Annotated in this window: 23 protein-coding genes; 18 read left to right on the top strand and 5 right to left on the bottom strand. The window is 65.8% G+C overall.

The window, feature by feature from the left end; all coding sequences use genetic code 11:
• The first annotated feature begins 104 nt into the window (after positions 1 to 104).
• Genes cysG through ACT6QU_RS17440 form a run of 4 tightly spaced genes read left to right on the top strand, consistent with a single transcriptional unit; the run spans position 105 to position 4,065 of the window.
• Positions 105 to 1,553 carry a siroheme synthase CysG gene (cysG, locus tag ACT6QU_RS17455; protein WP_444565533.1) on the top strand — a complete coding sequence of 483 codons (1,449 nt, stop codon included), beginning with the start codon at positions 105 to 107 and terminating at the stop codon, positions 1,551 to 1,553.
• Positions 1,550 to 1,858 (top strand): DUF2849 domain-containing protein, encoded by a 309-nt coding sequence (locus ACT6QU_RS17450; RefSeq protein ID WP_444565532.1) that lies wholly within the window; start codon positions 1,550 to 1,552, stop codon positions 1,856 to 1,858. The genes cysG and ACT6QU_RS17450 overlap by 4 nt, the downstream gene beginning before the upstream one ends.
• Positions 1,859 to 1,873: 15 nt before the next feature.
• Positions 1,874 to 3,544: a nitrite/sulfite reductase gene (locus ACT6QU_RS17445; RefSeq protein ID WP_444565531.1), complete on the top strand. Its 1,671-nt coding sequence runs from the start codon at positions 1,874 to 1,876 to the stop codon at positions 3,542 to 3,544.
• Positions 3,544 to 4,065 carry a DUF934 domain-containing protein gene (locus tag ACT6QU_RS17440; RefSeq protein ID WP_444565530.1) on the top strand — a complete coding sequence of 174 codons (522 nt, stop codon included), beginning with the start codon at positions 3,544 to 3,546 and terminating at the stop codon, positions 4,063 to 4,065. Before ACT6QU_RS17445 ends, ACT6QU_RS17440 begins: the two co-directional genes overlap by 1 nt.
• Here the strand turns inward: ACT6QU_RS17440 and ACT6QU_RS17435 are convergent.
• Complete coding sequence (locus ACT6QU_RS17435) at positions 4,062 to 4,757, bottom strand: GntR family transcriptional regulator (protein WP_444565529.1); 696 nt, start codon at positions 4,755 to 4,757, stop codon at positions 4,062 to 4,064. The two genes, ACT6QU_RS17440 and ACT6QU_RS17435, sit on opposite strands and share 4 nt — an antisense overlap.
• The gene (locus ACT6QU_RS17430; protein ID WP_444565528.1) at positions 4,754 to 6,124 is read right to left on the bottom strand and encodes a formimidoylglutamate deiminase; all 1,371 of its coding nucleotides are present in this window, start codon (positions 6,122 to 6,124) and stop codon (positions 4,754 to 4,756) included. Before ACT6QU_RS17430 ends, ACT6QU_RS17435 begins: the two co-directional genes overlap by 4 nt.
• A 76-nt stretch (positions 6,125 to 6,200) precedes the next feature.
• Here ACT6QU_RS17430 and hutI point away from each other — a divergent pair, with 76 nt between their 5' ends.
• The 4 genes from hutI (at position 6,201) to hutU (ending at position 11,685) form a co-directional block, all read left to right on the top strand.
• Entirely contained in the window at positions 6,201 to 7,397 is a 1,197-nt protein-coding gene (hutI, locus tag ACT6QU_RS17425; protein ID WP_444565527.1) for an imidazolonepropionase, read from the top strand.
• Positions 7,398 to 7,572: 175 nt separating this feature from the next.
• Positions 7,573 to 9,105, top strand: coding sequence for a histidine ammonia-lyase (gene hutH, locus ACT6QU_RS17420; RefSeq protein WP_444565526.1), 1,533 nt, complete (start codon positions 7,573 to 7,575; stop codon positions 9,103 to 9,105).
• A 118-nt stretch (positions 9,106 to 9,223) separates the two neighbouring features.
• Positions 9,224 to 10,015 carry an N-formylglutamate deformylase gene (hutG, locus tag ACT6QU_RS17415; protein ID WP_444565525.1) on the top strand — a complete coding sequence of 264 codons (792 nt, stop codon included), beginning with the start codon at positions 9,224 to 9,226 and terminating at the stop codon, positions 10,013 to 10,015.
• Positions 10,012 to 11,685 carry a urocanate hydratase gene (hutU, locus tag ACT6QU_RS17410; RefSeq protein ID WP_444565524.1) on the top strand — a complete coding sequence of 558 codons (1,674 nt, stop codon included), beginning with the start codon at positions 10,012 to 10,014 and terminating at the stop codon, positions 11,683 to 11,685. Before hutG ends, hutU begins: the two co-directional genes overlap by 4 nt.
• Before the next feature lie 49 nt (positions 11,686 to 11,734).
• On the opposite strand, the gene ACT6QU_RS17405 is transcribed toward hutU, so the two are convergent.
• Entirely contained in the window at positions 11,735 to 13,306 is a 1,572-nt protein-coding gene (locus ACT6QU_RS17405; protein WP_444565523.1) for a pilus assembly protein TadG-related protein, read from the bottom strand.
• Between the two features lie 126 nt (positions 13,307 to 13,432).
• On the bottom strand, positions 13,433 to 14,848 hold the full coding sequence (gene gndA / locus ACT6QU_RS17400; RefSeq protein WP_444565522.1) for an NADP-dependent phosphogluconate dehydrogenase: 1,416 nt from the start codon (positions 14,846 to 14,848) through the stop codon (positions 13,433 to 13,435).
• A gap of 204 nt (positions 14,849 to 15,052) precedes the next feature.
• Here gndA and ACT6QU_RS17395 point away from each other — a divergent pair, with 204 nt between their 5' ends.
• The 4 genes from ACT6QU_RS17395 (at position 15,053) to ACT6QU_RS17380 (ending at position 19,020) form a co-directional block, all read left to right on the top strand.
• Positions 15,053 to 16,027, top strand: coding sequence for a complex I NDUFA9 subunit family protein (locus ACT6QU_RS17395; RefSeq protein WP_444565521.1), 975 nt, complete (start codon positions 15,053 to 15,055; stop codon positions 16,025 to 16,027).
• A 4-nt stretch (positions 16,028 to 16,031) separates the two neighbouring features.
• Positions 16,032 to 16,799, top strand: coding sequence for a sulfite exporter TauE/SafE family protein (locus ACT6QU_RS17390; RefSeq protein ID WP_444836713.1), 768 nt, complete (start codon positions 16,032 to 16,034; stop codon positions 16,797 to 16,799).
• Positions 16,800 to 16,927: 128 nt separating this feature from the next.
• Positions 16,928 to 18,172: an MFS transporter gene (locus ACT6QU_RS17385; protein ID WP_444565519.1), complete on the top strand. Its 1,245-nt coding sequence runs from the start codon at positions 16,928 to 16,930 to the stop codon at positions 18,170 to 18,172.
• Between the two features lie 113 nt (positions 18,173 to 18,285).
• Entirely contained in the window at positions 18,286 to 19,020 is a 735-nt protein-coding gene (locus tag ACT6QU_RS17380; protein ID WP_444565518.1) for an SDR family NAD(P)-dependent oxidoreductase, read from the top strand.
• Between the two features lie 3 nt (positions 19,021 to 19,023).
• Here ACT6QU_RS17380 and ACT6QU_RS17375 read toward each other — a convergent pair whose 3' ends face one another.
• Positions 19,024 to 19,584, bottom strand: coding sequence for a PAS and helix-turn-helix domain-containing protein (locus ACT6QU_RS17375; RefSeq protein ID WP_029660538.1), 561 nt, complete (start codon positions 19,582 to 19,584; stop codon positions 19,024 to 19,026).
• A gap of 203 nt (positions 19,585 to 19,787) precedes the next feature.
• Here ACT6QU_RS17375 and ACT6QU_RS17370 point away from each other — a divergent pair, with 203 nt between their 5' ends.
• The 6 genes from ACT6QU_RS17370 to ACT6QU_RS17345 all read left to right on the top strand — a co-directional run bounded on the left by ACT6QU_RS17370 (position 19,788) and on the right by ACT6QU_RS17345 (position 25,993).
• Positions 19,788 to 20,981: a substrate-binding domain-containing protein gene (locus ACT6QU_RS17370; RefSeq protein ID WP_444565517.1), complete on the top strand. Its 1,194-nt coding sequence runs from the start codon at positions 19,788 to 19,790 to the stop codon at positions 20,979 to 20,981.
• A 192-nt stretch (positions 20,982 to 21,173) separates the two neighbouring features.
• Positions 21,174 to 21,950 carry an ABC transporter ATP-binding protein gene (locus ACT6QU_RS17365; RefSeq protein WP_444565516.1) on the top strand — a complete coding sequence of 259 codons (777 nt, stop codon included), beginning with the start codon at positions 21,174 to 21,176 and terminating at the stop codon, positions 21,948 to 21,950.
• Positions 21,947 to 22,666: an ABC transporter ATP-binding protein gene (locus ACT6QU_RS17360; RefSeq protein ID WP_444565515.1), complete on the top strand. Its 720-nt coding sequence runs from the start codon at positions 21,947 to 21,949 to the stop codon at positions 22,664 to 22,666. Before ACT6QU_RS17365 ends, ACT6QU_RS17360 begins: the two co-directional genes overlap by 4 nt.
• Positions 22,667 to 22,850: 184 nt before the next feature.
• The gene (locus ACT6QU_RS17355; RefSeq protein WP_444565514.1) at positions 22,851 to 23,846 is read left to right on the top strand and encodes a branched-chain amino acid ABC transporter permease; all 996 of its coding nucleotides are present in this window, start codon (positions 22,851 to 22,853) and stop codon (positions 23,844 to 23,846) included.
• A 201-nt stretch (positions 23,847 to 24,047) separates the two neighbouring features.
• Complete coding sequence (locus ACT6QU_RS17350) at positions 24,048 to 25,160, top strand: branched-chain amino acid ABC transporter permease (protein ID WP_444565513.1); 1,113 nt, start codon at positions 24,048 to 24,050, stop codon at positions 25,158 to 25,160.
• Entirely contained in the window at positions 25,157 to 25,993 is an 837-nt protein-coding gene (locus ACT6QU_RS17345) for an alpha/beta fold hydrolase (RefSeq protein WP_444565512.1), read from the top strand. Before ACT6QU_RS17350 ends, ACT6QU_RS17345 begins: the two co-directional genes overlap by 4 nt.
• Positions 25,994 to 26,132: the final 139 nt, after the last annotated feature.

Genomic DNA, 26,132 nt, shown 5'->3' with positions numbered 1-26,132 from the left:
ATTTTCTCCTCACCCGCCTATCTGCCGAAAAGCGATTGTTTCTGCAGCAGGCACGCACGACGCGATTCCTTACCCGCGACGGAGCCTTCGGCGACAATGCGAACATGTCGACATTCAATCCCAGCATCGCGCCCGCACGCCTGAACGCCTTCCCGATCTTCGCCAAGGTCGAGGGGCGCGTCGTCGTGATCGTCGGCGATGGCGACGAGGCGCTGGCCAAGACGCGGCTGATGGCGCAGTCGAGCGCCGAGCTGCGCGTGATTTCGGCGGCGCCCGAGGCAGAGCTTGCCGACTGGGCAGAGGCGAACGGCGTCGCGATCGTGCGGCAGGCCTATGAGCCGGCGCTGCTCACGGATGCCGCGCTCGTGTTTGCCGCGACCGGCGAACTGGACCGCGATGCGGCCGTGGTTGCCGATGCGCGGTCGCTGAAGATCGCCGTCAATGCCGTCGACCGCCCGGAGCTTTGCGACTTCTTCACCCCGGCGCTGGTCAACCGCGCGCCGGTCGCGGTCGCGATTGGCACGGAAGGCGCTGGGCCGGTTCTGGCGCAGATGATCCGCGCGCGGATCGACCAGATGCTGAGCCCGCAGCTCGGCGTTCTGGCGCAGCTTGCCGCGAGCTATCGCGATGCCGTTGAAAAGCTCTTGCCGAAGGGCGTCGCGCGGCGACGGTTCTGGAAGGAATTCTTCACCGGCGAAACCGCGCGCAATGTCGATGCAGGCGATCTCTCGTCGGCGCGGCGGACGGCTTCGCGGCTTCTGCGCGAGCGCGGCGCGGTGCCGGGTCATGTGGCGCTGGTCGGCGCCGGACCGGGCGCGGAAGACTTGCTGACGCTGCGCGCGCATCGCCTTTTGATGGAAGCCGACGTGATCGTCCACGACGCGCTGGTGCCGGAAGCCGTGATCGCCATGGGCCGGCGCGACGCCGAGAGGATTGCGGCCGGCAAGCGCAAGGGCTGCCATTCGAAGACGCAGAGCGAGATCAACGCGCTGCTGGTGGAACTTGGACATGCCGGCAAGCGCGTCGTGAGGCTCAAATCCGGCGATCCGCTGGTGTTCGGACGCGCGGGCGAGGAGATGGCGGCGCTGCGTGATGCCGGGATTTCCTACGAGGTGGTGCCGGGCGTGACTGCCGCGTTCGCGGCGGCCGCCGATTTCGAACTGCCGCTGACCCTGCGCGGCGTCTCTTCCTCGATGGTGTTCACCACCGGGCACGATCTGAAGGGCGCGACGCTGCCCGACTGGGCGCGGCTTGCGATCGATGGCGCGACTGTCGCCGTCTATATGGGCCGCTCGATCGCGGCCGAAGTCGCAGAGCGGCTGATTGCGGCAGGCCTTTCGCCCGACACCGCCGTCGCCGTCGTCGAGAATGCCAGCCTCAAGAGCAAGCGCCTTTTCCACGGGACGCTCGCCGACCTGCCCTCGCTGCAGGAGCGGACCGATCTGACCGGGCCGGTCATGACCATCATCGGCGACGCCGTCGCCGGCGCCAATTTCGACCGTTCGACCGCGCTCTACCGGGCGCTGGCATTCCAAGAGGAGATTTCGCGATGAAGATCCTGACCGCAAACCGCCTGACCGACGGCGAGGCCGTGTGGCTGTGTGCCGACCATAGCTGGGCCGAGACGATCGACGTGGCCGAGATCGCGCGCGACGCGGCGACCGAGGAGAAGCTGGAGCGCGCCGGCAAGGCAGCGCTCTGCAAGAACGAGGTCGTCGACCTCGCGCTCGTCGACATCGACCTCGTCGACGGCCGCATCTGGCCGAAGCGCCTGCGCGAGCGCATCCGCGCCGCCGGCCCCACCAACCGGACCGATCTGGGCAAGCAGGCACGCCCCGGCGTTCGCATCGCCGCCTGATCGAACGAGGATTTCATGTACCGCTACGACGAGTTCGACCACCAGTTCGTGAAGGCCCGCACCACCGAGTTCGCCGACCAAGTGGACCGGCGGCTTTCCGGTGAATTGACCGAAGACCAGTTCAAGCCGCTGCGGCTGATGAACGGCGTCTATCTCCAGCTTCACGCCTATATGCTGCGGATCGCCATTCCCTACGGCACGCTGTCGTCGAAGCAGTTGCGCATGCTGGCGCATATCGCGCGCACCTATGACAAGGGCTACGGCCATTTCACGACACGGCAGAATTTGCAGTTCAACTGGCCGGCGCTCTCCGACATTCCGCAGATTCTCGCCGATCTGGCATCGGTCGAGATGCACGCGCTGCAGACGTCGGGCAACTGCATTCGCAACGTGACGGCGGACCATTTTGCCGGCGCTGCATCAGATGAAGTGGCCGACCCGCGGCCCTATGCCGAGATCTTGCGGCAGTGGTCGTCGGTGCATCCGGAATTCTCGTTCCTGCCGCGAAAATTCAAGATCGCGGTGACGGGCGCGGAGCGTGATCGCGCGGCGATCCAGGTTCACGACATTGGGCTGCATTTGAAGAAGAACGCGGCCGGCGAACTGGGTTTCGCCGTCTATGTCGGCGGCGGACAGGGGCGCACGCCGCTGGTTGCCAAGAAGGTGCGCGACTTCCTGCCCGAAGAGGATTTGCTGACCTACACGACCGCGATTTTGCGGGTCTACAATCTCAACGGCCGGCGCGACAACAGGTACAAGGCGCGGATCAAGATCCTCGTCCACGAGACGGGAACGGAAGAGCTGACGCGCCAGATCGAGGCTGAGTTCGCTGCGATCCGCGAGGGCGAGTTGAAGCTGCCGCAAGCCGACATCGACGCGATCGAGCGGTACTTCGCGCCGCCGGCGCTGCCCGACCGGCCGGAAGGGACGATCGTCGAGGCGAGCGCGAAGCTCGCCAACCCGGCTTTCGCAAGCTGGGTGAAGCGCAACGTCAACCCGCACAAGAACCCCGATTATGCCTCGGTGACGATTTCGCTGAAGGGCATCGGCGAGGTGCCGGGCGACGCGACCGACGAGCAGATGGATGCGGTGGCCGACCTCGCCGAGGAACTGGCCTTCGACGAAATCCGCGTCAGCCACGAGCAGAACCTGATCCTGCCGCATGTCGCGCGGGCGGATCTGAAGATCGTCTACCGGCGGCTGGAAGCGATCGGGCTCGCGACCGCCAATGCGGGTCTCGTCACCGACATCATCGCCTGCCCCGGGCTCGACTATTGCGCGCTCGCCAATGCGCGCTCGATCTCGGTTGCGCAGGAGATTTCGAACCGCTTCGGCAGCCAGGCGCGGCAGGAGGAAATCGGCGAGCTGAAGCTGAAGATTTCCGGCTGCATCAATGCCTGCGGCCACCACCATGTCGGCCATATCGGCATTCTGGGCGTCGAGAAGAAGGGCACCGAGCTCTACCAGATCACGCTCGGCGGCTCGGGCGACGAGAACACGTCGATCGGCGAGATCGTCGGTCGCGGCTTCACCGCCGAGGAAATCACCGATGCGATCGAGACCGTGGTCGAGACCTATCTGGCGCTGCGTACCGACAAGGCGGAAGACTTCCTCGGTGCCTATCGCCGCGTCGGCGCGGCTCCGTTCAAGCAGGCGCTCTACGGCGCGGAAGCGAAGGCTGCCTGATGAGCGAGGAAAACGTGACGCGCCTGTGGACGCAGGCGGGCTTTGTCGAGGACGCCTGGGCTCGCGGAGACGCGGAGACGCCGGCGGGCGACCATGTGATCCTGCCGCTCGACGCGTTTCTGGCGGCGATCGAGGCAGGGACGAATGCGGGCCCACTCGGCGTGCATCTGGCGCCGGGCGAGAGCATCGAGGCGATCGTGCCGCATCTCGACCGGCTGTCGCTGATTTCGCTCGGCTTTCCGGCCTATAATGACGGGCGGTCGTTTTCGAAGGCGGAGCTCCTGCGCAGCCGGCATGGGTTCGCGGGCACGATCCGAGCACATGGCGACGTCTTGATCGATCTCGTCAACCACATGCTGCGCACCGGCTTCGACGAACTCGAAGTGACCAACGGGCCGACGCTGGCACGGCTCGAAGCCGGACGGCCGGGTGGGCTGGGTGTTTACTATCAGCCGGCGGCGAAGGCGTCCGACAAGCCGGTCGATGCGCCCGCCTATGCCTGGCGGCGGGTGCCGGCCTAAAGCTTCGTCACCATCCGATAGGTCGAGGGGTGAATCATGCGGACCAGCGTGATCGGCCTTTCGCCGAGCCAGGTGATGCGCTCGCCGACGAAGACAGGGGCGCCTTTTTCCACGTTCAGAAGTTCAGATTCCGCGCCGGCGCTGTCGGCGTGGAAGGTGAATTCGGCATGGGTGAAGGGCGCGGATTCGACCAGCCATTCATTCGGGCCGATGGCGGTAAAATCGGCGTCTTTCGCGGCGGGTACGGTTTCGAGAACGATATAGCGATCCTCGAACTGATAGGGGCGGCGGTCGGCAAGATGTAGCGCGCGGACATGGCGAAGCTGGGCTTCCGCGGCCAGGCCGAGACGGGCGCGGATGAGCGCGGGTGCCTTGATGGTTTCGCTGGAGAGGAGCCGGTACTGATAGGCCGCGCCGCGCGCCTCGATCTCCTGACGCACCAACGGAATGACGAAGCGCGCCTCGCGGACGGGATGGAGCGCGACGCGGGTGCCGGCCTTGCGGCGGCGCTCGATGAGGCCGGCTTCGGCCAGTTCACGCAGCGCCCGGTTGACCGTCGCGCGGGCCGCGCCGAATTCCACCGACAGCGCTTCCTCGCCTGGAATGAGCGCGCCGGGCAGCCAGACGCGGCTGGCGATGCGGCGCGAAATCTCTTCGCGGATGGCGCGGTAGGAGGAGCGGGCGGGGGTCACAGACGGTCCATGATCGAGGTCAGGCAGGTTTTGTAGCGGGCGGCGACCGCGTCGCGCGCGACGTGCCGGCCCTGCCTTATCATATGTCGGCCAGCCGACCAGAGATCGGTGACGCAGGCTTGCGAGCCGGCGAAGACGTAGGCGTCAAGCATGATGTCACTGGTGAGGCCATGGAGGCCGGCGCGGGCCGGATCGATGGCGACGAGATCGGCCCATTTTCCGGTTTCAATGCTGCCTGCACGACGGCCGAGCCCCTGTGCACCCCCCGCCGATGCGAGGTCGTAAAGCTTGCGGCCGGCCGAGCCGCCGGGCTCGGCGAGGACAACGCGCGCGCGGTCGCGCAGGCGCTGCGAATAGTCGAGCTGGCGCAACTCGCCGATGGTCGAGATCGCGATGTTGGAATCCGAGCCGATGCCGAATTGGCCGCCGTTCTCGACATATCGGTCGCCGTCGAAGATGCCGTCGCCAAGATTGGCTTCGGTAACCGGACAGAGGCCCGCGATGGCGCGCGTGCGGGCGAGCGCCGTCGTCTCTTCCGGGTTCATGTGCGTGCAGTGGATGAGGCACCAGCGCTGCGTCACGTCGTGGTTGGCGAGAAGCCATTCCATAGGGCGCGCGCCCAGGATTTCCTGCGTCTCGGCAAGCTCGGCCTCCTGCTCGGCGATGTGCATGTGGAGCGGAAGGTTCGGCTTCCACCCGGCGAGTTCGGCGAGATCGGAGACCGGGACGGCGCGGAGCGAATGTGGTGCAAGGCCGATATGGGCGTCGGCGGATGCCGCGCCGACGATGCTTTCGCAGCGGGCGACCAATGCGCCGAAGCTGTCGATATCGTTGGCAAAGCGCAGCTGGCCGCCCTTCAGCGGCCGGCCGTCGACGCCGCCCTGGGCATAATGGACAGGAAGAAGCGTCAGGCCGATGCCGGTCGCGTCTGCGGCCGCCGCGATGCGGGCCGCGAGTTCGCCCCGATCTGCGTAGGGTGCACCGCCGGGTCGGTTGTGCAGGTAGTGGAACTCGGCGACGGCCGAGAAGCCGGCCTCCTGCATTTCCATGAAAGCGAAGGCGGCGATGGCCTCGATGTCGTCGGGATCGAGGAGGTCGAGAAAGCGATACATGATCTCGCGCCATGTCCAGAAACTGTCGCGGCCCGTCGGCCCGCGGCGCTCGGCAAGGCCGGCCATGGCGCGCTGGAAAGTGTGGCTGTGGAGGTTCGACAGCGCCGGAAGGAGCACCGGCACGACCATGTCGCCCGCGCCGCGCGCCGCTCCCTGCTCGACGCCTTCGATCCGCCCGCCGGCATCGATCGCGACCCGGACATCGGGGCTCCAGCCTGAGGGAAGGAGCGCAGTTTCGGCGAAAATGGCGACCATGGCAAATCCCGATTGACATATTATGTCTATACATAATAGCGTAAACGCGGATTTGAATTTGCGCAAGCGGATAGCTATGACCCGGACGCTTCTCACCAATCTGCGGCTCGCCGCCATGACGGCCGATCGACCCTATGGACTGGTCGAGGACGGCGCTGTGGCCATTGCCGACGGGCGGATCGCCTATGCGGGGCCGGTCGAGGATTTCGAGGAAGCGTTCGACGAATACGAGGCGCGCGACATGGGCGGGCGGCTCGTCACGCCGGCGCTGATCGACTGCCACACCCATCTGGTCTTCGGCGGCAACCGCGCGCGCGAATTCGAGATGCGGCTGGAAGGCGCAAGCTATGAGGAGATCGCGCGGGCGGGCGGCGGCATCGTTTCGACCGTGGCTGCGACGCGGGAGCTGACGCCGGACGAACTGGTGGAGGCGGCCCTGCCCCGGCTCGATGCGATGCTGGCAGAGGGAGTCGGCACAGTGGAGATCAAGTCCGGCTACGGGCTGACGATCGAGGACGAGTTGAAGATGCTGCGCGCCGCGCGCGAGCTTGGTCGGATGCGCGACGTGCGGGTGAAGACGAGCTGGCTCGCCGCCCATGCCGTGCCCGCGGAATACAAGGGTCGTGCTGATGCCTATATCGACGAAGTCGTGCTGCCGGGCATGGAAGTCGGTGCGGAGGAAAGCCTGATCGACGCGGTCGACGGGTTTTGTGAGGGCATCGCCTTCAGCCCCGCGCAGATCGCGCGCGTGTTCGGCAAGGCGAAGGCGCTCGGCTTGCCCGTGAAACTCCACGCCGAGCAATTGTCGGACCTCGGCGGCGCGAAGCTGGCCGCACGGCACGGCGCGCTGTCGGCCGATCATCTCGAATATCTGAGCGCGGACGGTGTGGCGGCGATGGCGGCTGCCGGGACGGTGGCAGTGCTGTTGCCGGGGGCGTTCTACACGTTGCGCGAGACACGGATGCCGCCGGTGGATGCGCTGCGGGCGGCCGGCGTGCCGATCGCGGTTGCGACGGACTGCAATCCGGGCTCGTCGCCGCTCGCCTCGCCGCTTCTGGCAATGAACATGGCGGCGACGCTGTTTCGGCTGACGCCGGAGGAGGCGCTGGCGGGGATGACGCGCAATGCGGCGCAGGCGCTGGGGCTGAGTGGCGAGGTCGGGACGGTCGAGGTCGGCAAGCGGGCGGAGCTGGCGGTGTGGGATGTCGAGGAGCCGGCTGAGCTGGTTTATCGGATCGGGTTCAATGCGTTGGTGGAGAGGGTGTGGGCGTGAGCATGTTCGAAAGTCGGTTCTCTACGTTGTCCCCCTCTGTCCTGCCGGACATCTCCCCTGCATGGGGGGAGATTAGTCTCGTCCCCGCCGTGCATGATCTCCCCCCTCGCGGGGGAGATGCCCGGCAGGGCAGAGGGGGGCGCGACGGGGCGCATTACATTCCGGGAGCCCGTCCATGACCCTCACCCTGACCCCCGGTCATGTCACGCTTGACCAGCTCCAAGCGATCTACTGGGATGGACAAGCGGCCAAGCTCGATGCGGCGTGCCGGCCCGCCATCCTGCGCGCTTCCGAAATCATCGACCGGATCGCCCAAGGCGAGGCGGCGGTTTATGGGATCAATACCGGCTTCGGAAAGCTAGCTTCGGTGAAGATCGCGGCGGGGGACGTGGCGACGCTGCAGCGCAATCTCATCTTGTCGCATTGCTGCGGCGTCGGTGCGCCGCTTGCGCCCGAGATCGTGCGGCTGGTGATGGCGCTGAAGCTGGCTTCGCTGGGGCGTGGGGCTTCGGGGGTGAAGCCGTCGACCGTGCAATTGATCGAAGCCATGCTGGAAAAGGGCGTCGTGCCGGTGATCCCCGAAAAGGGCTCCGTTGGAGCGTCGGGTGACCTGGCGCCGCTGGCGCATATGACGGCGGTGATGATCGGCGAGGGCGAGGCATTATTTGCCGGCGAACGAATGGCCGGACGGGCGGCGCTGGAGCGCGCGGGGCTGACGCCGATCACGCTCGCCGCCAAGGAAGGGCTGGCGCTGATCAACGGCACGCAGGTTTCGACCGCGCTGGCGCTGGCGGGGCTGTTCAAGGCGCATCGGGCGGCGAATGCGGCGCTGGTGACCGGGGCGCTTTCGACCGACGCTGCGATGGGCTCGTCGGCGCCGTTCCATCCCGAAATCCATACGCTGCGCGGGCATCAGGGACAGATCGACACGGCGGCGGCGCTGTGGGCGCTGCTCGACGGCTCGGAAATCCGCGAAAGCCATCGCGACGGCGACGAGCGGGTGCAGGACCCCTATTGCATCCGCTGCCAGCCGCAGGTGGACGGCGCCTGCCTCGACATTCTGCGGCAGGCGGCGCGGACGCTGGTGATCGAGGCGAATGCGGTGACCGACAACCCGCTGGTGCTCTCCGACGGGCAGGTGCTTTCGGGCGGGAATTTCCATGCCGAGCCGGTGGCCTTCGCCGCTGACCAGATCGCGCTCGCCATCTGCGAGATCGGTGCGATCGCGCAGCGGCGGATCGCGCTGCTGGTCGACCCGGCGCTGTCGTTCGGCCTGCCGGCGTTCCTGGCGGCCAAGCCGGGGCTGAATTCCGGCCTGATGATCGCCGAGGTGACCTCGGCCGCGCTGATGAGCGAGAACAAGCAGATGGCGCATCCGGCCTCGGTGGATTCGACGCCGACCTCGGCCAACCAGGAAGACCATGTGTCGATGGCCTGCCACGGCGCGAGGCGGCTGCTCGCGATGACCGACAATCTCGCAGCGATCGTCGGCATCGAGGCGGTGACGGCGGCGCAGGGGCTGGATTTTCGCGCGCCGCTGAAGACGAGCGCGGCACTGCAGGCGGCGCATGGGGCGGTGCGCGGGGCTGTCGCGGGGCTGGAGGTGGATCGGTATATGGCGGGGGATCTGGAGTCGGCGGCGGGGCTGGTTGCTTCGGGGGCGCTGAATGCGAGTGTGGAGGATGTGCTGCCGGGGTTGGGGTGGTGACGGGTTTTGTGACAGGGACGTTCGGTTATTCGAAGGGGACCCCCACCCTTTATCCCTCCGCACAAGGGGGAGGGAGGGATAGAGGGTGGGGATCCTCTTCGACAAAATGGGGGTCTCGATGAAACCCGTATCCGTCATCCAGGGCACCTCGCCGGTCATTCTCGGAATGCCGCATGTCGGCACCTATGTGCCCGATGCGGTTGCGGTGAAGCTCAACGCCGAAGGGCGCAGGTTGCGCGATACGGACTGGCACATCGACAGGCTTTATGACGGGCTGCTGCCCGGTGCGTCGGTGGTGAAGGCGAATTTTCATCGGTATGTGATCGACGCCAATCGCGATCCGTCGGGGGTCAGCCTCTATCCGGGGCAGAACACGACCGGGCTGGTGCCGCAGACGGATTTCGACAACCGGCCGCTCTGGGCGACCGCGCCGGATGCAATGGAGAGCGAGCGACGGCTGGCGGAATGGCATGCGCCTTATCATGCAGCGCTGGCGGCCGAGGTCGCGCGGGTGAAGGCGGTGCATGGGATTGCGCTCGTCTATGACTGCCATTCGATCCGGTCGCACTGCCCGTTTCTGTTCGAGGGGGAGTTGCCGGTGCTCAACATCGGCACGAATGACGGGCTCACCTGCGATGCGAAGTTTTCGCGGATCGCGACGGAGATTGCCGGCAGTTCGGGATTCTCGTGGGTCGCGAACGGACGATTCAAGGGCGGGTGGACGACGCGGCATTATGGGCAGCCGGAGACCTGCGTCCATGCGATCCAGATGGAGATTGCGCAGTCGGCCTATCTCGCCGCCGAGGAAGAACCCTGGACGTTCGACGCGGCCAAGGCCGCGCCGCTGCGCAAGACGCTCGCCACATCGCTCGCCGCGCTGGAAGACGCGGCCATCGGAGGAATCTCATGACCAATCCACGCCACAACATCCGCGAAATCCGTTCGCCGCGCGGGGCCGAGATCACCGCGAAGCAGTGGACGACCGAGGCGGCAATGCGGATGCTGATGAACAATCTCGATCCCGACGTCGCGGAGAACCCGAACGAACTCGTCGTCTATGGCGGTATCGGTCGCGCGGCGCGGACTTGGGCCGATTTCGACCGGATCGTCGCGAGCCTCAAGAGCCTGAGCGAGGAGGAGACGCTGCTGGTGCAGTCGGGCAAGCCGGTGGGCGTGTTCCGCACGCACAAGGATGCGCCGCGGGTGCTGATCGCCAATTCCAACCTCGTGCCGCACTGGGCGAACTGGGGTCATTTCAACGAACTCGATAAGAAGGGGCTGATGATGTACGGCCAGATGACGGCCGGGTCGTGGATCTATATCGGCACGCAGGGCATCGTGCAGGGCACGTATGAAACGTTCGTGGAGGCCGGGCGGCAGCATTATGGCGGCGACTTAAAAGGTAAGTGGATACTTACGGCCGGGCTCGGCGGCATGGGCGGCGCGCAGCCGCTGGCGGCGGTGATGGCGGGCGCGTGCTGCCTCGCCATCGAATGCGACGAGACGCGGATCGATTTTCGCAAGCGCACCCGCTACGTCGACGAGAAGGCGACGAGCCTCGACGAGGCGCTCGAGATGATCGCGCGCTGGACGAAGGCCGGCGAGGCGAAGTCGGTCGGGCTTCTGGGCAATGCAGCCGAAATACTGCCCGAACTCGTCAGGCGCGGGATCAAGCCGGACATGGTGACCGACCAGACCTCGGCGCATGATCCGCTCAACGGCTATCTGCCGAAGGGCTGGTCGCTGGCCGAATGGAAGGCCAAGCGCGAGAGCGACCCGCAGGCGGTGGAAAAGGCGGCGCGGGCGTCGATGCGCGAACATGTCGAGGCGATGGTGGCGTTCTGGAACGACGGCGTGCCGACGCTCGACTACGGCAACAACATCCGTCAGGTGGCGAAGGAAGAAGGGTTGGAGAATGCGTTCGCGTTTCCGGGCTTCGTGCCGGCCTATATCCGGCCGCTGTTCTGCCGCGGCGTCGGGCCGTTCCGCTGGGCGGCGCTTTCGGGCGACCCGGAGGACATCTACAGGACCGATGCGAAGGTAAAGGAACTGACGCCGGGCAACGATCATCTCCATCGCTGGCTCGACATGGCGCGGGATCGCATCGCGTTTCAGGGCCTGCCGGCGCGCATCTGCTGGGTCGGCCTCGGCGACCGGCATCGGCTGGGGCTCGCCTTCAACGAGATGGTGGCGAGCGGGGAGTTGAAGGCGCCGGTGGTGATCGGCCGCGACCATCTCGATTCGGGCTCCGTCGCCTCGCCCAATCGCGAGACGGAGGCGATGAAGGACGGGTCGGACGCAGTGTCCGACTGGCCGCTGCTCAATGCGCTCCTGAACACCGCTTCGGGCGCGACCTGGGTGTCGCTGCATCATGGCGGCGGTGTCGGCATGGGGTTTTCGCAGCATGCCGGCATGGTGATCGTCGCCGACGGCACCGAGGATGCGGCGCGGCGACTGGAGCGGGTGCTTTGGAACGACCCGGCGACAGGCGTCATGCGCCACGCCGACGCCGGCTACGACATCGCGCTCGAATGCGCGCGGGACAAGGGGCTCAACCTGCCGGGAATTTTGGGGGACTGACATGCAGATGGGGCCGAAACGGCCCCATCTGCATCGTCCATGACGTAGGTCATCGTGCCAGGCGCACGACCTGCAGCGATTGAGCGATACCGGAGAAGGCTGCGGACAGGATAGAAGCGTTGGCAGCCTCGAAATAGTGATCAGCGGACGAGGCACACACCTTGAGCATGTCCCGCGCGACCGGATCATCGACCATGAAGGCGACGGTGAAAATCTCGATGTTGCGGGCCTTCATGTTGGCACAAATCGCGACGGTGTCTTCGTTCGTCTGCGAATAGGTGCCGGTGCCCGTCGGGTTCAACTCGCAGCTCCAGTGATCATTGCCTTCGATGCCGTCGGTGCAGGTCGGGTCCTTTACATATTTGGAGCGCTCGCCGTCATTCAGCTTGGTAGCCGAAGCGGCGGACTTGCCGTCAGTCTTGCGGTACAGCATCGTGTTCGATCCGTCGGTCATCAAGACGGCAACCTTGCGCGGACGCAGATTGTCGGCATCGTAGTCGAGGCCGTCACCGAACGGGCCTGTGGGCGCCAGCGTATGAAGGCCCCACACGAGACCGGCAGGGATGAAGGTCTTGGGCTTGTGATTGCCGACCTTCGTCACCATCCCGCCGATCCCCGCGTTCAGCGTGTTCTTATCGCTCGTCAGGCGCACGATGGGGTTGACGCAGTTTTGCACCGTTTCGACGTGACCGGAGTAACGGACGGAGCTGTTGCCATCGTTCAAACGGTTGGTCCCGCTTGTGCGCGATCCCACGCAGCCGAACCACTTGTAATTGGTGGTCGAGGTCGATGCCGGCTTGGCCTTGGTGCATCGCTCGATCGGCGGTTGATAGGTTTTCTTTTCCTGGTTCCAGCCGCCGCCGCAGGTCGTCTCGAACTCGGCGCCGTCGCGGATCTGCGTGCACGAATAGGTCGGCTTGCGCGTCGTATTGACCATCTCTTCGGAAACGTATGTGCAGGTCTCTTCCGTCGCTGGGTTTTCCTTGACGACACTGTAGTCGGACGGGACGCTCAGCCATGCGAGGTTGCGATTGGCGACGCCGACATTGACGTTCTCGCCATAGGGCACCAGCGCGATGCGGACCGAGCCGCCGCTGTTCTTCAAGAGTGCATCGACAAGCTGCGTCGCCGCCGTCTTCAATGCGGCGATACGGGTCGTGCCGGACCCGGCTGTCGCGTCCATCGATTCCGTATTGTCCAGAATGAGCGACACCTCGACCGTGCCGCGCGTTGCGCGTTCGGCGAGGGCGGAGGCGCCGACGTCGAGCGTCTGGTAGCCGGCGATGCCCATGAAGGTCGTCGGGATCGAGCCGACCAGCTCTACATCCACGCTTTCCGTCGTCGCGACGACGCTCGCGACCGAGACGTGCTGGACGCGGGAGCTGGTTCGATTGGCGGCGAGATAGTCGTTTGCGACCTGTTCGAGCCGCGCCTGATTCTGCTCCTTGGAGGCGGCAAGCGCGAGCGAGGTCGCGTCGGCCATTTCCTGAAGATGGCGCTGCGCCGATTGGTGACGCGAGTAATCCACGGCGAGGCCGGCCGCGAGGCAAAGCGGGACCATCGTGACCCCGGACAGGATCGCGAAATTCCCCGAGCGCGATTGCAGAAATTTTCTCAACATGGCAGGCCCCCGCCTTGGACGCATGAACGACGCATGCCACAAGACTTGGACCCTGCCAGTAAAGGAGAGATTACCGGCACTCTTCTGCTTGCCGACTGGGTAAAGAGACGGTTTAGGCTTTTCGGCTCATTTCGACCAAGCGCCGTGATGGTCGCCTTGCGCGTCGACCCGCTCGAACCCGTGGGCGCCGAAGAAATCGCGCTGGCCCTGGATGAGGTTGGCGGTGCCGCGGCCCTGACGGAAGGCATCGAACCATGTGAGCGCGGCGGCGAGCGCGGGGACCGGCAGTCCGGCCTCGACGCCCCGGGCGACGACGCGTCGCAGGGCGGGGCTCGCCATGGTCATCGTGTCGACGAAGGCCGGCATCAGGAGAAGGTGGGCCGGCTCCCTCGCCTGATCATAGGCGGCGGCGATCTCGCTGAGAAACTGCGAACGGATGATGCAGCCGGCACGCCAGATGCGCGCCACCGTGCCGAGCGGCAGGTCCCACCTGAATTCCGTCGACGCCTCTTCCATGACGGCGAAGCCCTGCGCATAGGCGGCGAGCTTGGCGGCGAGGAGGGCATGTTCCAGGTCGCGGATGAACGCCTCGTCGGCGACGAGGCGGCCGGTCGGTAAGGCGTCGGCGTAGGCGCCTTGCGCCTTGAGCCGCAGGTCCCGCTCCGCCGAAAGGCTGCGCGCGGCGACCGCGGTCTCGATCGTGGTGGCGGGTATGCCCATCAACTGGGCCTCGACCGCCGCCCAACGGCCGGTGCCCTTCTGGCCGGCGCGATCGAGAATGGCGTCGACAAGCGGGCCGCCAGTGGCACCGTCCGACGCGCGCAGCACTTCGGCTGTGATCTCGACGAGGTAGGATTCGAGCGGGCCGGAATTCCAGCGCTGGAAAATCGTCGCCATCTCGCCGGCCGACAGGCCCGCGCCGTCGCGCAGGAGGCCGTAAATCTCGGCGATCATCTGCATGTCGGCATATTCGATGCCGTTGTGGATGGTCTTGACGAAGTGGCCGGCACCGCCCTCGCCCAGCCACGCGGCGCAGGGCTCGCCCTGAAAGCGCGCGGCGATGTCGGTGAGGATCGGTTCGATCTGCCGCCATGCCTCTTGCGCGCCGCCGACCATGATGGACGGGCCGTGGCGCGCGCCTTCCTCACCGCCTGAAACGCCCATGCCGACGAAGGTGAGGCCGGAGCCTTCGAGTTCGCCAAAGCGGCGGATCGTGTCGCGGAAATTGGCGTTGCCGGCGTCGATGATCATGTCGCCGGCCTCCAGATGCTCACGCAGCGCGGCGATCTGCTCGTCCACCGCCTTGCCGGCCTGGACCATGAGGACGACCGGACGCGGGGGGCGGATTTGGGCGACGAATTCGGCCAGCGTCGCGCAGGGCACGATACGCTCGCGCAGGTCTGCGGCGTTCTCGAAGAAAGCACCCGTCTTCGACGCCGTGCGGTTGTAGACGGCGACGGCGTGGCCCTTCTCGGCAATGTTCAAGGCGAGATTGGAGCCCATCGTTCCAAGCCCGATGAGGCCGATTTGCGCTTTGGTCATGTCCATCCCTAGAAATATTCTTGATTGTTGCCGCCATTCACGCAGCGGAAGCGAAGGTGTCGCGCCGCAGCCACGGACGGTCAACAGACGAGACGGAATGCCTGCCATGCGCGGGGAACATTGTTGGCGCCGCCGTTCTTGACCCTTTGCGTTTCAATCCAAAGTGATTAAGACAGCCGCGAAGGCTTCAAAGAGCAGGACGCGATGACCCCCGTCACCCAGATTCCTCCCCTCGTCACCATCATCGGCGGCTCCGGTTTCGTCGGCCGCTACGTGGTGCGCGCGCTGGCAAAGCGCGGCTATCGCATCCGCGTCGTCAGCCGCAACCCGAACACGGCGCATCATTTGCAGCCGCTCGGCAATGTCGGCCAGATCCTTGCCGTACGCGGCAATTTGCGCAACCGCGCCTCGCTCGACAAGGCCGTCGAGGGCGCGGGCTGGGTGATCAACCTCGTCGGCATCCTGTCGGAAAGCGGCGCGCAGACCTTCGACGCGGTGCAGGCCGCCGGTGCGCGCATGGCTGCGGAGGCCGCGCGCGACGCGGGCGCGCGGTTCATCCAGATGTCGGCGATCGGCGCGGATGCGTCGTCGCAATCCGACTACGGCCGCACCAAGGCCGAAGGCGAAGCGGCGGTGTTCGAGACGCTGCCGGACGCCATCGTCTTCCGGCCCTCGATCGTGTTCGGGCCAGAGGACGGGTTCTTCAACCGCTTCGCCGCGATGGCGCGCATTTCGCCCGCGCTGCCGATGATCGGCGGCGGCGAGACGATGTTCCAGCCGGTCTATGTCGGCGACGTCGCCGAAGCCTTCGCGCGCGCAGTTGACGGCCAGGTCGCGGGCGGCAAGGTGTATGAGCTCGGCGGGCCCGAGGCTCTTTCGTTCCGCGACTGCATGAAGCTGATGCTGAAGATCGTCGACCGCAAGCGGCTGTTCGTGCCGATCCCGTGGAAGATCGCCGAACTGCAGGGCGCGATCCTCGGGCGCATGCCGAAGCCGCTGTTGACGCGCGATCAGGTGGAGATGCTGAGGAGCGACAACATCGTCTCGCCGGCAGCCGAAGCGGATGGCCGCACGCTGGAAGGCCTCGGCATCCGGCCGCAGGCGATGGAGGCGATCCTGCCGACGTATCTCTGGACCTATCGCGCGGCCGGCCAGTTCACGCGCCCGCAGGGCATGTAGGCAATTGGAGGCGATTGCCGGCCTTCTTCCCGATGGATTGGCAATCTGGGCGGCGGCGCTGCTCGTCGTCGCGAGCTTCTTCACCTCGGCGCTGACGGCCGCATTCGGCGTCGGCGGCGGGGTCGCGATGCTGGCGCTGATGGGGCTGTTCCTGCCGGTCGCGGCGCTGATCTCGGTTCACGGCGCGGTGCAGCTCGGCTCCAATACGGGCCGGGCATGGCACCAGCGGCCGTTCATCCGGCACGACGTCTTCGCGCCCTTCCTGATCGGATCGCTGATCGGCGCTGTGGCCGGGGCCTTCGTCGTGGTCCAGTTGCCGGATGCGCTCCTGAAACTCGTCCTCGGCGGCTTCATCCTGATCATCACTTGGGGAAAGATCCCCGGCTTCGACCGGCTGGGGCGGATCGGGTTGGCGGTGGGAAGCGCGGCGACGGCGCTTCTGACCATGATGGTGGGCGCGACGGGACCGCTACTCTCCAGCGTCTTCGCGCAGATCATTCCCGACGACCGCAAGGCGCTGGTGGCCACCCACGCCGCAGGCATGACGATCCAGCACGCGCTCAAGATCGTCGTCTTCGGGCTGGCGGGTTTCGCGTTTGCCGCCTGGGTGCCGCTCGTCGCGGTGATGATCGCGTCGGGCTATCTTGGAACCGTGTATGGCTCGCGGTGGCTGGAGCGGCTGCCCGAAGCGCAGTTCCGCCGCTGGTTCAGGATCGGCATCTCGCTCCTGGCGCTCGACCTGTTGCGGCAGGGCGTCGCGCAGATTTTCTGACGCATCGGATTCATCCGAAAACCGGCTTCCACTTTTCGGTCCGATGCTTGAACTGGCTTGGTGGTTGGCGCGCTCTGGCGCTGACGGGACGGACGGCTGGCCGCTAACGAAGGGTCGAGGAGAACCCGATGGAACCCATTCCCGCGCCCAGCGCCGGTCTTGACCGCATCAGCCAGATCGACGGTCGCTACGCGTGGACGCGGCTCGTGATGTCGGTGCTGATCGCCACGATCGGCTCGGTCGGCATGTGGTCGGTCGTCGTCGTCATGCCGGCGATCGAGGCCGAGTTCGGCACGATGCGCGCGGCATCCTCCCTGCCCTACACGATGACCATGGTCGGGTTCGCGATCGGCAACGTCTATATGGGTCGGTTCGTCGACAGAGCCGGCATATTGCTGCCCGTCATCGGCTCTGCATTCGCGCTCGGCATCGGCTATGCGGCCGCGGCGCTCGCGCCCTCGATCTGGGTGTTCGCGGTCGTCCAGACGCTGATCGGCTTCGGCGCGGCGGCGACGTTCGGCCCGCTGATCGCCGACATCTCGCACTGGTTCGTCAAGCGCCGCGGCGTCGCGGTGGCGGCGGCGGCGAGCGGCAATTACTTCGCCGGCGCGATCTGGCCGCTGGTGATCCAGGCCGTGCTGCCGGACTGGGGCTGGCGGACGACCTATTTCGGCATCGGCCTGTTCGCCCTCGTCACCATGGTTCCGCTGGCGCTGATGTTCCTGAAGGCGCGTGCGCCCGACCTCGGCTCCGGCGCCCATGCCGTGGCGCCGAAGCCAGTGCGATCGATCGACCTGTCGCCGCGCCAGCTCCAGATCCTGCTTTCGATCGCCGGGCTCGGCTGCTGCGTCGCCATGTCGATGCCTCAGGTGCACATCGTCGCTTACTGCGTCGATCTCGGCTTCGGCATGTCGACCGGCGCGGAGATGCTGTCGCTGATGCTGATCGGCGGCGTCGTCAGCCGGCTTGCTTCGGGCTTCCTCGCCGACCATATCGGCGGGGTGAAGACGCTGCTCATCGGATCGGTCTTCCAGATGCTAGCGCTCGCCGCCTACATTCCGTTCGACGGGCTCGCGTCGCTCTATGTCGTGTCGCTCGTCTTCGGCCTGTCGCAGGGCGGCATCGTGCCGAGCTACGCCATCATCGTGCGCGAATATCTTCCGGCGCACGAGGCGGGCCAGCGCGTCGGCCTCGTCATCATGGCGACGATCATCGGCATGGCGCTCGGCGGCTGGCTGTCCGGACTGATCTACGACATTACCGGCTCGTATCAGGCGGCGTTCCTGAACGGGATCGCGTGGAACATGATGAATGTCGTGATCATGGCGATGATCCTGTTTCGAACACGCATGCGCGGCGCGCGGACGGCGTAGGGCCAGCCGTTCGGCACTGACGCGACACATGCGACAACACGCATTGTTGCACTCGCATCCGCCGCGCAAACTCTCTACATAGCGTCAGGTTTACCTATCCGGCCGGAGAGATGATGCAAAAGACACTGGTTTTGACCGGCGCCAGCCGGGGCATCGGGCACGCGACGGTCAAGCGCTTCTCGCGCGAGGGCTGGCGCGTCATCACCTGTTCGCGCAATGCCTTCGCCGAGGATTGTCCGTGGCCGCAGGGCCCGGAAGACCACATCAAGATCGATCTTTCGGACCCAGAGGATGTCGGATCGGCGGTGGCGAACATTCGCCACAGGCTCGAGGAAACCGGCGGGCAGCTCCATGCGCTGATCAACAACGCCGCCATTTCGCCCAAGCTCGACAAGGGCGGGCGGATGAACTCGATCGAGACGCCGATGCATGTCTGGCGCGATGTGTTCCAGGTGAACTTCTTCGCCCCGATCATGCTCGCACGCGGCCTCTTCAAGGAACTGGCGGCCGCCAAGGGCTCGATCGTCAACGTCACCTCGATCGTCGGAAGCCGCGTCCACCCCTTCGCCGGCACGGCCTATGCGACCTCGAAGGCGGCGCTGTCCTCGCTCTCGCGCGAGATGGCCGCCGATTTCGGCCCGCATGGCATCCGCGTCAACTCGATAGCACCGGGCGAGATCGACACGGCGATCTTGTCGCCGGGAACCGAGAAGATCGTCGAGACCATCCCGCTGCGCCGCCTCGGCTCGACGGCGGAAGTCGCCGACACGATCTTTTTCCTGTGCTCGGACCAGTCCTCCTACGTCACCGGCGCCGAAATCCACATCAATGGCGGCCAGCACGTCTAGGCACTAGTGCGGCATCGAGCTCAGATGTGACAAGAGTTCGGCCACGTTGGCCGCGCCGCACTTCTTCAACAACCTTGCGCGATAGGCCTCCACCGTGCGCGGTGAGACGTCGAGCATGCGGGCGATTTCCTTTGAGGTGCGTCCTTCGCCCAGATGCATCACGATCTGCCGCTCGCGGGTCGACAGCGCGAGCACCTGGCGCACCTGCGACAGGTCCGCGAAGCTCCAGACGGCGCGGCCGAGGGGGTCGTCGTCGCGCGTCAGCGAATGGCCGCGTACGCGACACCAGAACAGCGTGCCGTCCTTTCGCGCCATGATGCGCTCATCGGAATAGCGGTTGTCCTTCTTGAGCGGTTCCACGCCGACATCGCGGATACGCACGAACTCCTCCTGGCTCGGATAGAGGAAGGCGAAGGACTGGTCGACGAGCTCGTCGATCCGGTAGCCGAACATCGCCGAAAAGGCCGGATTGCAGGCGCGAATGACCCGGCTTTCCGTGACGACGAGGCCTACGGGCGCGTGGTCGAAAGCGAGTTTTGCGTAGTCGGGAATGGCGTCTGTCATGCGTATTTCTACGATATTGCGGAAAAACCGGGCTTTCGCCGATAGTTTGGGCAGGATTGCGAGATGTCGGCCGACCACGGCCTGCGGCACCGTGATCCGGGAGGACAGTCGCGAGTGCCGGGCCAAAAATCAACCGTGATCGGCGGTTGCGGTCGCGCTTTGCCGAATTTCGACACGGTCAATCGCTTTCGGGAGGAAGTCACATGAAGAAATGGTTCGCCGCGCTGGCACTGTCCTGCGCCGTCATCTTGCCGGCCGGGGCGCAGGAAGACCCCGTCAAGATCGCGCTTCTGCACGGCCTGTCAGGCTCGCCGCTCGAAGCCTATTCGAAGCAGACCCAGACCGGGTTCGAGATGGGCCTCGAATATGCGACCGACGGCACGATGGAGGTCAAGGGCCGCAAGATCGAGATCATCAAGAAGGATACGCAGTTCAAGCCGGACGTCGCGCGCGCGCTGCTCGCGGAAGCCTATGGCGACGACGACGCGCTGATCGCGGTCGGCGACACGTCGTCGGGCGTCGCGATGGCGCTTCTGCCGGTCGCGGCCGAATATGAGCGCATCCTCGTCGTCGAGCCTGCCGTCGCCGACGGGCTGACGGGCGCGGATTCCAACCGCTACGTCTTCAAGACCTCGCGCAACTCGTCGATGGACATGCAGGCGCAGGCGCTGGCGCTCCAACCCGACGAGGATCTCTACGTCGCCACGCTCGCGCAGGACTACGCCTTCGGCCGCGACGGCGTCGCCGCCTTCAAGGCCGCGCTCGAGGGCACCGGCGCCAATCTCGTCGCCGAGGAATACGTTCCGCAGCAGACGACCGACTTCACCGCGACCATCGAACGCCTGACGGCGGCGCTGCGCGACCAGCCGGGCCGCAAGGTCATCATGATCTATGTCGCCGGCATCGACGCCATGACGCCGCTCGCCTCCGCCAATCTCGACCGCTACGACATCGAGCTGTCGACCGGCGGCAACATCCTGCCCGCGCTCGTCTCCTACAAGCAGGTGCCGGGCATGGAAGGCGCGATCTACTATTACTACGAACTGCCGGAGAACCCGGTGAACGACTGGCTGGTCGAGCAGCACATGGAGCGCTTCAACACGCCGCCGGACTTCTTCACCGCTGGCGGCATGGCCTCGGCGATGGCCATCGTCAAGGCGCTCCAGACGGCCGAGGACTGGGACACCGAGACGCTGATCGCGACCATGGAAGGCATGTCGTTCGACACGCCGAAGGGCGAGATGACCTTCCGCCCGGAAGACCACCAGGCCTTGCAGTCCATGTACCACTTCAAGATCAAGGTCGAGGACGGCGTCGAATGGGCCGTGCCGGAACTGGTTCGCGAAATCCCGGCGTCGGATATGGATATTCCGGTCGGGCGGAATAACCAGGAGTAGCCTGTTCGATCGTTCCCGCCTCGGCCGGAAACGCATCACCCCCACTCCGGCCCTTCGGGCCACCTCTCCCCCTGCCCGGGGGAGAGGAAAGCGCTGCCGCAGCCGAAGCGCGTTTCCAGCGAGCGTTCCTCTCCCCCGGGCAGGGGGAGAGGTGGCGCGCGAAGCGCGACGGAGTGGGGGTGCTTCTTACAGATGGGAAAGACATTGACCCCTTCCATCCGCACCGAAAACCTGACGATCCGCTTCGGCGGCCACGCTGCGGTGAATGACGTCACCTGCGCGTTCCAGCCGGGCGAACTGACCGTCATCGTCGGGCCCAACGGCGCCGGCAAGACGACGTGGTTCAACCTTGTCTCCGGCCAGTTGAAGCCTACCGAGGGCCGCATCTTCAAGGGCGAGACGGAGATCACGCGGCTGTCGGCCTCGGCCCGCGCCAAGGCCGGCATCGGCCGCGCCTTCCAGTTGACCAATCTGTTTCCCAAGCTGACCGTGCTCGAGAACGTGCGCCTCGCGGTGCAGGCGAAGGCAGGGCAAGGGCCCTCGGCGCTGCGCAATGCAACGAGCCTCACCGACCTTGCGGAAAAGGCAGCGCGCGTTCTCGAGCAAACGCGCCTTTCCTCGGTCGCGCATCTGCCCGCCTCCGCCCTGCCGCATGGCGACCAGCGCAAGCTGGAAGTGGCGATGCTGGCGGCGATGGAGCCGGACATCTTCATGTTCGACGAACCGACCGCCGGCATGTCGGTGGACGAAGCGCCGGTGATCCTCGAACTCATTGCCGATTTGAAGAAGGACCGGTCGAAGACCATCCTCCTCGTCGAGCACAAGATGGACGTGGTGCGCGCGCTCGCCGACCGCATCGTGGTGCTCCACAATGGCGAGCTCGTCGCCGACGGCAAGCCGGCAGAAGTGATGGCGCTGCCGATCGTGCGCGAGATCTATCTCGGCGTCGGCGCGGAGGAAGTGGCATGACGGACGCCATTCTGCGGCTCGACGACGTCCACACGGACATCGCGCAATATCACATCCTGCACGGCATCTCGCTCGACGTGCCGGAAGGCGGCGTCCATGTCCTTCTCGGCCGCAACGGCGCCGGCAAGACGACGACGCTTCGCACCATAATGGGGCTGTGGAAGGCGAAGGCGGGCGCGATCGTCTTTCGCGGCCGCGACATCACGGCGATGCACACGTCCGACATCGCCCGGCTGGGCATCGCCTTCGTGCCGGAGAACATGGGCATCTTCGGCGGACTGACGGTCGAGGAGAACATGCGCCTTGCCGCCACGCATGGCCGATTCGACAAGGCGAGGCTCGACCGTGTCTTCGCGATCTTTCCGGCGATGGAAAAGTTCTGGGACCGCCAGGCGCACGCGCTCTCCGGCGGCCAGAAGCAGATGCTCGCCATCTCCCGCGCCATCATCGAGCGCCGCGACCTGATCCTGATCGACGAGCCCACCAAGGGCCTCGCCCCGGCGATCATCCGCAACATGATCGATGCGTTTCGCGAGATCGGCGAGGAGACGACCATTTTGCTGGTCGAGCAGAATTTCCTGTTTGCGAAGGCGCTGGGGCGGACGGTGGCCGTGATCGACGACGGGCGCATCGTGCATCGAGGCGAGATGGCGGCGCTTGCGGCGGATGCGGGGTTGCAGGCGCGGTTGTTGAGTTTGTCGCTGGAGGCGCATTGATGGAAGCGTACTCGCCCTACGTTGCCCCCCTTTGTCCTGCCGGACATCTCCCCCGCATGGGGGGAGATCAAGCGCTCCGATCTTTGCGACTAGCCAATCTCCCCCCTCGCGGGGGAGATGTCCGGCAGGACAGAGGGGGGCGCGACGGAATGCCGACATCGCAGAATTCGCGGAGCCCCCTCCAATGAAATCCCTCTCCGCCACCTTCACCCGCTTCGGCGGCGTCATGCTGCTGCCGGTCATCCTCGCGCTTGTCGCCTTCGTCTTGATCGGCCGACCCTCCTCTTGGCTCACCCTCACCATCGCAGGCCTTGCCATGGGGATGATGATCTTCCTGATGGCGTCGGGGCTGTCGCTGATTTTCGGGCTGATGGACGTGCTCAATTTCGGCCACTCCGCCTTCGTCTCCTTTGGCGCCTTCATCGGCGCGACGGTGCTGGCGGCGCTCGGCATATGGGTGCGGGGCGACAGCGCGTTTCTCAACATCGCCGCCCTCGTCGCCGCCATCGGCGCGGCGACAGCCTTCGGGGCGCTTGCGGGCTGGTTCTTCGAGCGCGTCATCATCAAGCCGGTCTATGCCGACCATCTGCGCCAGATCCTCATCACGGTCGGCGCGCTGATCGTCGCGGAGGAGATCCTGCTGGTCATCTGGGGTGGCACGCCGATGCCCGTCCCGCGTCCAGCGATCCTCACCGGCTCCTTCCTGATCGGCGACGTGGCGGTCGAGATCTACCGCATCTTCGCCTTCCTGCTCGGCCTCGCCGTCTACGTCATCTTGCACCTGACGCTGAACCGCACGCGCATCGGCCTGTTGATCCGTGCCGGCGTGGAAAACCGCGAGATGGTCGAGGCGTTGGGCTTTCGGATCGACCGGCTGTTCATCGGCGTCTTCATGGCGGGCTCGGCGCTCGCGGCCATGGGCGGCGCGATGTGGGCGGGCTATCAGGGGCTGATCACGCCTGCGCTCGGCTCCGAACTGATGGTGATGGTCTTCATCGTCGTCATCATCGGCGGCCTCGGCTCCATCCAGGGCTCGCTTCTCGGCGCGCTGATGGTGGGGCTGACCACCAATTACGTCGCCTTCCTGTTCCCCAAGCTGGCGCTCGCCTCGACCATGATCCTGATGATGATCGTGCTCCTGTGGCGTCCCTGGGGCCTCAAGCCTGCCGTGAAGGGGTGAGGACATGACTTCTACGGTAAAGCACCCCCACTCCGTCCCTTCGGGCCACCTCTCCCCCTGCCCGGGGGAGAGGAACCGCTGCCGCGGCGGCGGCGCGTCTCCAGCTTGGGTTCCTCGCCCCCCATCGGGGGGAGAGGTGGCGAGGGCGAAGCCCGAGACGGAGTGGCGGGATCGCGCTCTCCAAGCAAGGAGCGCCGCCCGATGACCGCATCGACCATCGCAACTCCCGCCCCCATGCGCACAACTTCCACCCGCGTCACGGTCGGCCGTGTCATCGTCTATGGCTTTGCCGCCATTGTCGGCCTGTGCCTGCTCTTCGCGCCGTTCCTCTTTCCCGACGTGCGGGCGCAGGAAGTCGCTGCGCGCATCTGCGTCTTCATCGTTCTGGTGGCGAGCTACGATCTCTTGATCGGCTATACCGGCATCGTTTCCTTCGCCCACACCATGTTCTTCGGTCTCGGCGCCTATGGCACGGCGATCGCGCTCAAGACGATGGGCCGCGGCTTCGACGCCATCCTCGTCGGCGGGTCGCTCGGCGTTCTGGCGGCGTTCGCGCTCGCGGTGCTGATCGGCCTGTTGTCGCTGCGCGTGAAGGCGATCTTCTTTGCCATGGTCACGCTTGCCGCCGCCTCGGTGATGATGGTGCTCGCCAGCCAGTTGTCGAACCTGACCGGCGGCGAGGACGGCATCACCTACGAAATCCCGCGCTTCTTCTCGCCGGCGAACCGGCTGGAAGATGCCAATGGCGACCAGATCCGGCTGTTCGGCGTGCCGGTCAACGGCCGGCTCTATCTCTATTACTTCGTCTTCCTGTCCTCGCTCGCCCTGTTATATCTGTTGGTTCGCATCGTGCGCTCGCCGCTCGGCACGGTCCTGCAGGCGATCCGGGAGAACGAGATGCGGGCCGAAGCGATCGGCTACCGCGTCGTTTCCTACCGCACCTCGGTGTTCTGCATCGCCGCCGTCATTGCCGCGCTGGCCGGCGTCCTGCGCGCCGTCTGGCTGCGTTACACGGGCCCGGACGTGACGCTCTCCTTCGACATCATGATCGACGTTCTCCTGATGGTCGTCATCGGCGGCATGGGCACGATGGTCGGCGCGATCGTCGGGGTCGTCATCATGACGCTGGCGCAGTTCTACCTGAAGGACCTGATGGGCGCGGGCGCGCAGGCGACGGCAGACATGCCGATCCTGCCGGACCTTCTCAACCCGGATCGCTGGCTCCTCTGGCTCGGCGTCCTCTTCATCCTCCTCGTCTATTTCTTTCCGTCGGGCATAGCGGGAACGCTGCTCGGCAAGGGTGGCCGCAAATGAAGCCTACATCGACCTATGTTCCGGCTGCCGGATTCGAGCTCCACGTCACCGAATGGGGCGATCGGGAAAAGCCGGCCCTCGTCATGTGGCACGGGCTCGCGCGCACGGGGCGCGATTTCGACGAGGTGGCCGAGGCGCTCGCCGACACCTATTTCGTGATGTGCCCGGATACGCTCGGCCGCGGCCTGTCGAGCTGGGCGCGCGATCCGGCGACCGACTATTCCTACGCCACCTTCGGCGCGACCGCGAAGGCGATGCTCGACCATTACGGCGTCGAGACGACCCGATGGATCGGGACGTCGATGGGCGGGCTGGTCGGCGTCACGCTCGCCGCGGGCATGCTCGAAGGCCGCATTAGCCATCTGGTCATCAACGATGTCGGACCGGATATTCCCAAGGCCGGCACCGGCCGCATTGTCGACTATGTCGGCAACCCGCCGGTCTATGACACCGTCGGCGAACTCGAAGCCTGGTTTCGCAAGAACTACGCGCCGTTCGGCGAGAACACGCCGGCCTTCTGGCGCCGCATGGTCGATACGTCGATGCGCCGCACGGATGATGGCCGCGTCACGGTCCACTACGATCCGCAGATCGTCGCCCAGTTCACCCATCACGCTGGCGACCTCGACATCTGGTCGTCCTATGACCGGCTGGCGATCCCGACGCTTCTGTTGCGAGGCAGGACATCCGACGTGCTCTCCGCCGAAACCGCCGAGGAAATGACGACGCGCGGGCCGAAGCCGCGTCTCGTCACCTTGGACGAGTATGGCCATGCGCCTACACTGGCGAGCGAGCGCGAGATCGGGTTGTTGCGGGAGTTTCTTGCGAGCTAGATGGCTTGCGTGATCGTCTGTTTCGTACGCGTGGGTTTTGTGAAGGGGACCCCCACCCTTTATCCCTCCCCACAAGGGGGATCGTTGCAAAATTGGTTGTTTGTGATTCAGTCGTCTTGGTTTGGAGGCGGTTTGATGA

Origin of the sequence: Aliihoeflea sp. (genome assembly GCF_052435475.1) — a bacterium.
Taxonomy (GTDB): Bacteria; Pseudomonadota; Alphaproteobacteria; order Rhizobiales; family Rhizobiaceae; genus Aliihoeflea.
The sequence above is the reverse complement of the archived record's forward strand: the minus strand, read 5'-3'. Positions and strand labels throughout refer to the sequence as shown.

Bases quoted from the DNA above. Each gene is read 5' to 3' on its own strand.
- cysG (WP_444565533.1), top strand. From the start codon at position 105: ATGTCGACATTCAATCCCAGCATCGCGCCCGCACGCCTGAACGCCTTC.
- hutU (WP_444565524.1), top strand. From the start codon at position 10,012: ATGACCAATCCACGCCACAACATCCGCGAAATCCGTTCGCCGCGCGGG.
- ACT6QU_RS17380 (WP_444565518.1), top strand. From the start codon at position 18,286: ATGCAAAAGACACTGGTTTTGACCGGCGCCAGCCGGGGCATCGGGCAC.
- gndA (WP_444565522.1), bottom strand. From the start codon at position 14,848: ATGACCAAAGCGCAAATCGGCCTCATCGGGCTTGGAACGATGGGCTCC.
- ACT6QU_RS17360 (WP_444565515.1), top strand. From the start codon at position 21,947: ATGACGGACGCCATTCTGCGGCTCGACGACGTCCACACGGACATCGCG.
- ACT6QU_RS17445 (WP_444565531.1), top strand. From the start codon at position 1,874: ATGTACCGCTACGACGAGTTCGACCACCAGTTCGTGAAGGCCCGCACC.
- hutH (WP_444565526.1), top strand. From the start codon at position 7,573: ATGACCCTCACCCTGACCCCCGGTCATGTCACGCTTGACCAGCTCCAA.
- ACT6QU_RS17395 (WP_444565521.1), top strand. From the start codon at position 15,053: ATGACCCCCGTCACCCAGATTCCTCCCCTCGTCACCATCATCGGCGGC.
- ACT6QU_RS17355 (WP_444565514.1), top strand. From the start codon at position 22,851: ATGAAATCCCTCTCCGCCACCTTCACCCGCTTCGGCGGCGTCATGCTG.
- ACT6QU_RS17350 (WP_444565513.1), top strand. From the start codon at position 24,048: ATGACCGCATCGACCATCGCAACTCCCGCCCCCATGCGCACAACTTCC.
- ACT6QU_RS17405 (WP_444565523.1), bottom strand. From the start codon at position 13,306: ATGTTGAGAAAATTTCTGCAATCGCGCTCGGGGAATTTCGCGATCCTG.
- ACT6QU_RS17365 (WP_444565516.1), top strand. From the start codon at position 21,174: ATGGGAAAGACATTGACCCCTTCCATCCGCACCGAAAACCTGACGATC.
- hutG (WP_444565525.1), top strand. From the start codon at position 9,224: ATGAAACCCGTATCCGTCATCCAGGGCACCTCGCCGGTCATTCTCGGA.
- ACT6QU_RS17440 (WP_444565530.1), top strand. From the start codon at position 3,544: ATGAGCGAGGAAAACGTGACGCGCCTGTGGACGCAGGCGGGCTTTGTC.
- ACT6QU_RS17375 (WP_029660538.1), bottom strand. From the start codon at position 19,584: ATGACAGACGCCATTCCCGACTACGCAAAACTCGCTTTCGACCACGCG.
- ACT6QU_RS17385 (WP_444565519.1), top strand. From the start codon at position 16,928: ATGGAACCCATTCCCGCGCCCAGCGCCGGTCTTGACCGCATCAGCCAG.
- ACT6QU_RS17450 (WP_444565532.1), top strand. From the start codon at position 1,550: ATGAAGATCCTGACCGCAAACCGCCTGACCGACGGCGAGGCCGTGTGG.
- ACT6QU_RS17370 (WP_444565517.1), top strand. From the start codon at position 19,788: ATGAAGAAATGGTTCGCCGCGCTGGCACTGTCCTGCGCCGTCATCTTG.
- ACT6QU_RS17430 (WP_444565528.1), bottom strand. From the start codon at position 6,124: ATGGTCGCCATTTTCGCCGAAACTGCGCTCCTTCCCTCAGGCTGGAGC.
- hutI (WP_444565527.1), top strand. From the start codon at position 6,201: ATGACCCGGACGCTTCTCACCAATCTGCGGCTCGCCGCCATGACGGCC.
- ACT6QU_RS17345 (WP_444565512.1), top strand. From the start codon at position 25,157: ATGAAGCCTACATCGACCTATGTTCCGGCTGCCGGATTCGAGCTCCAC.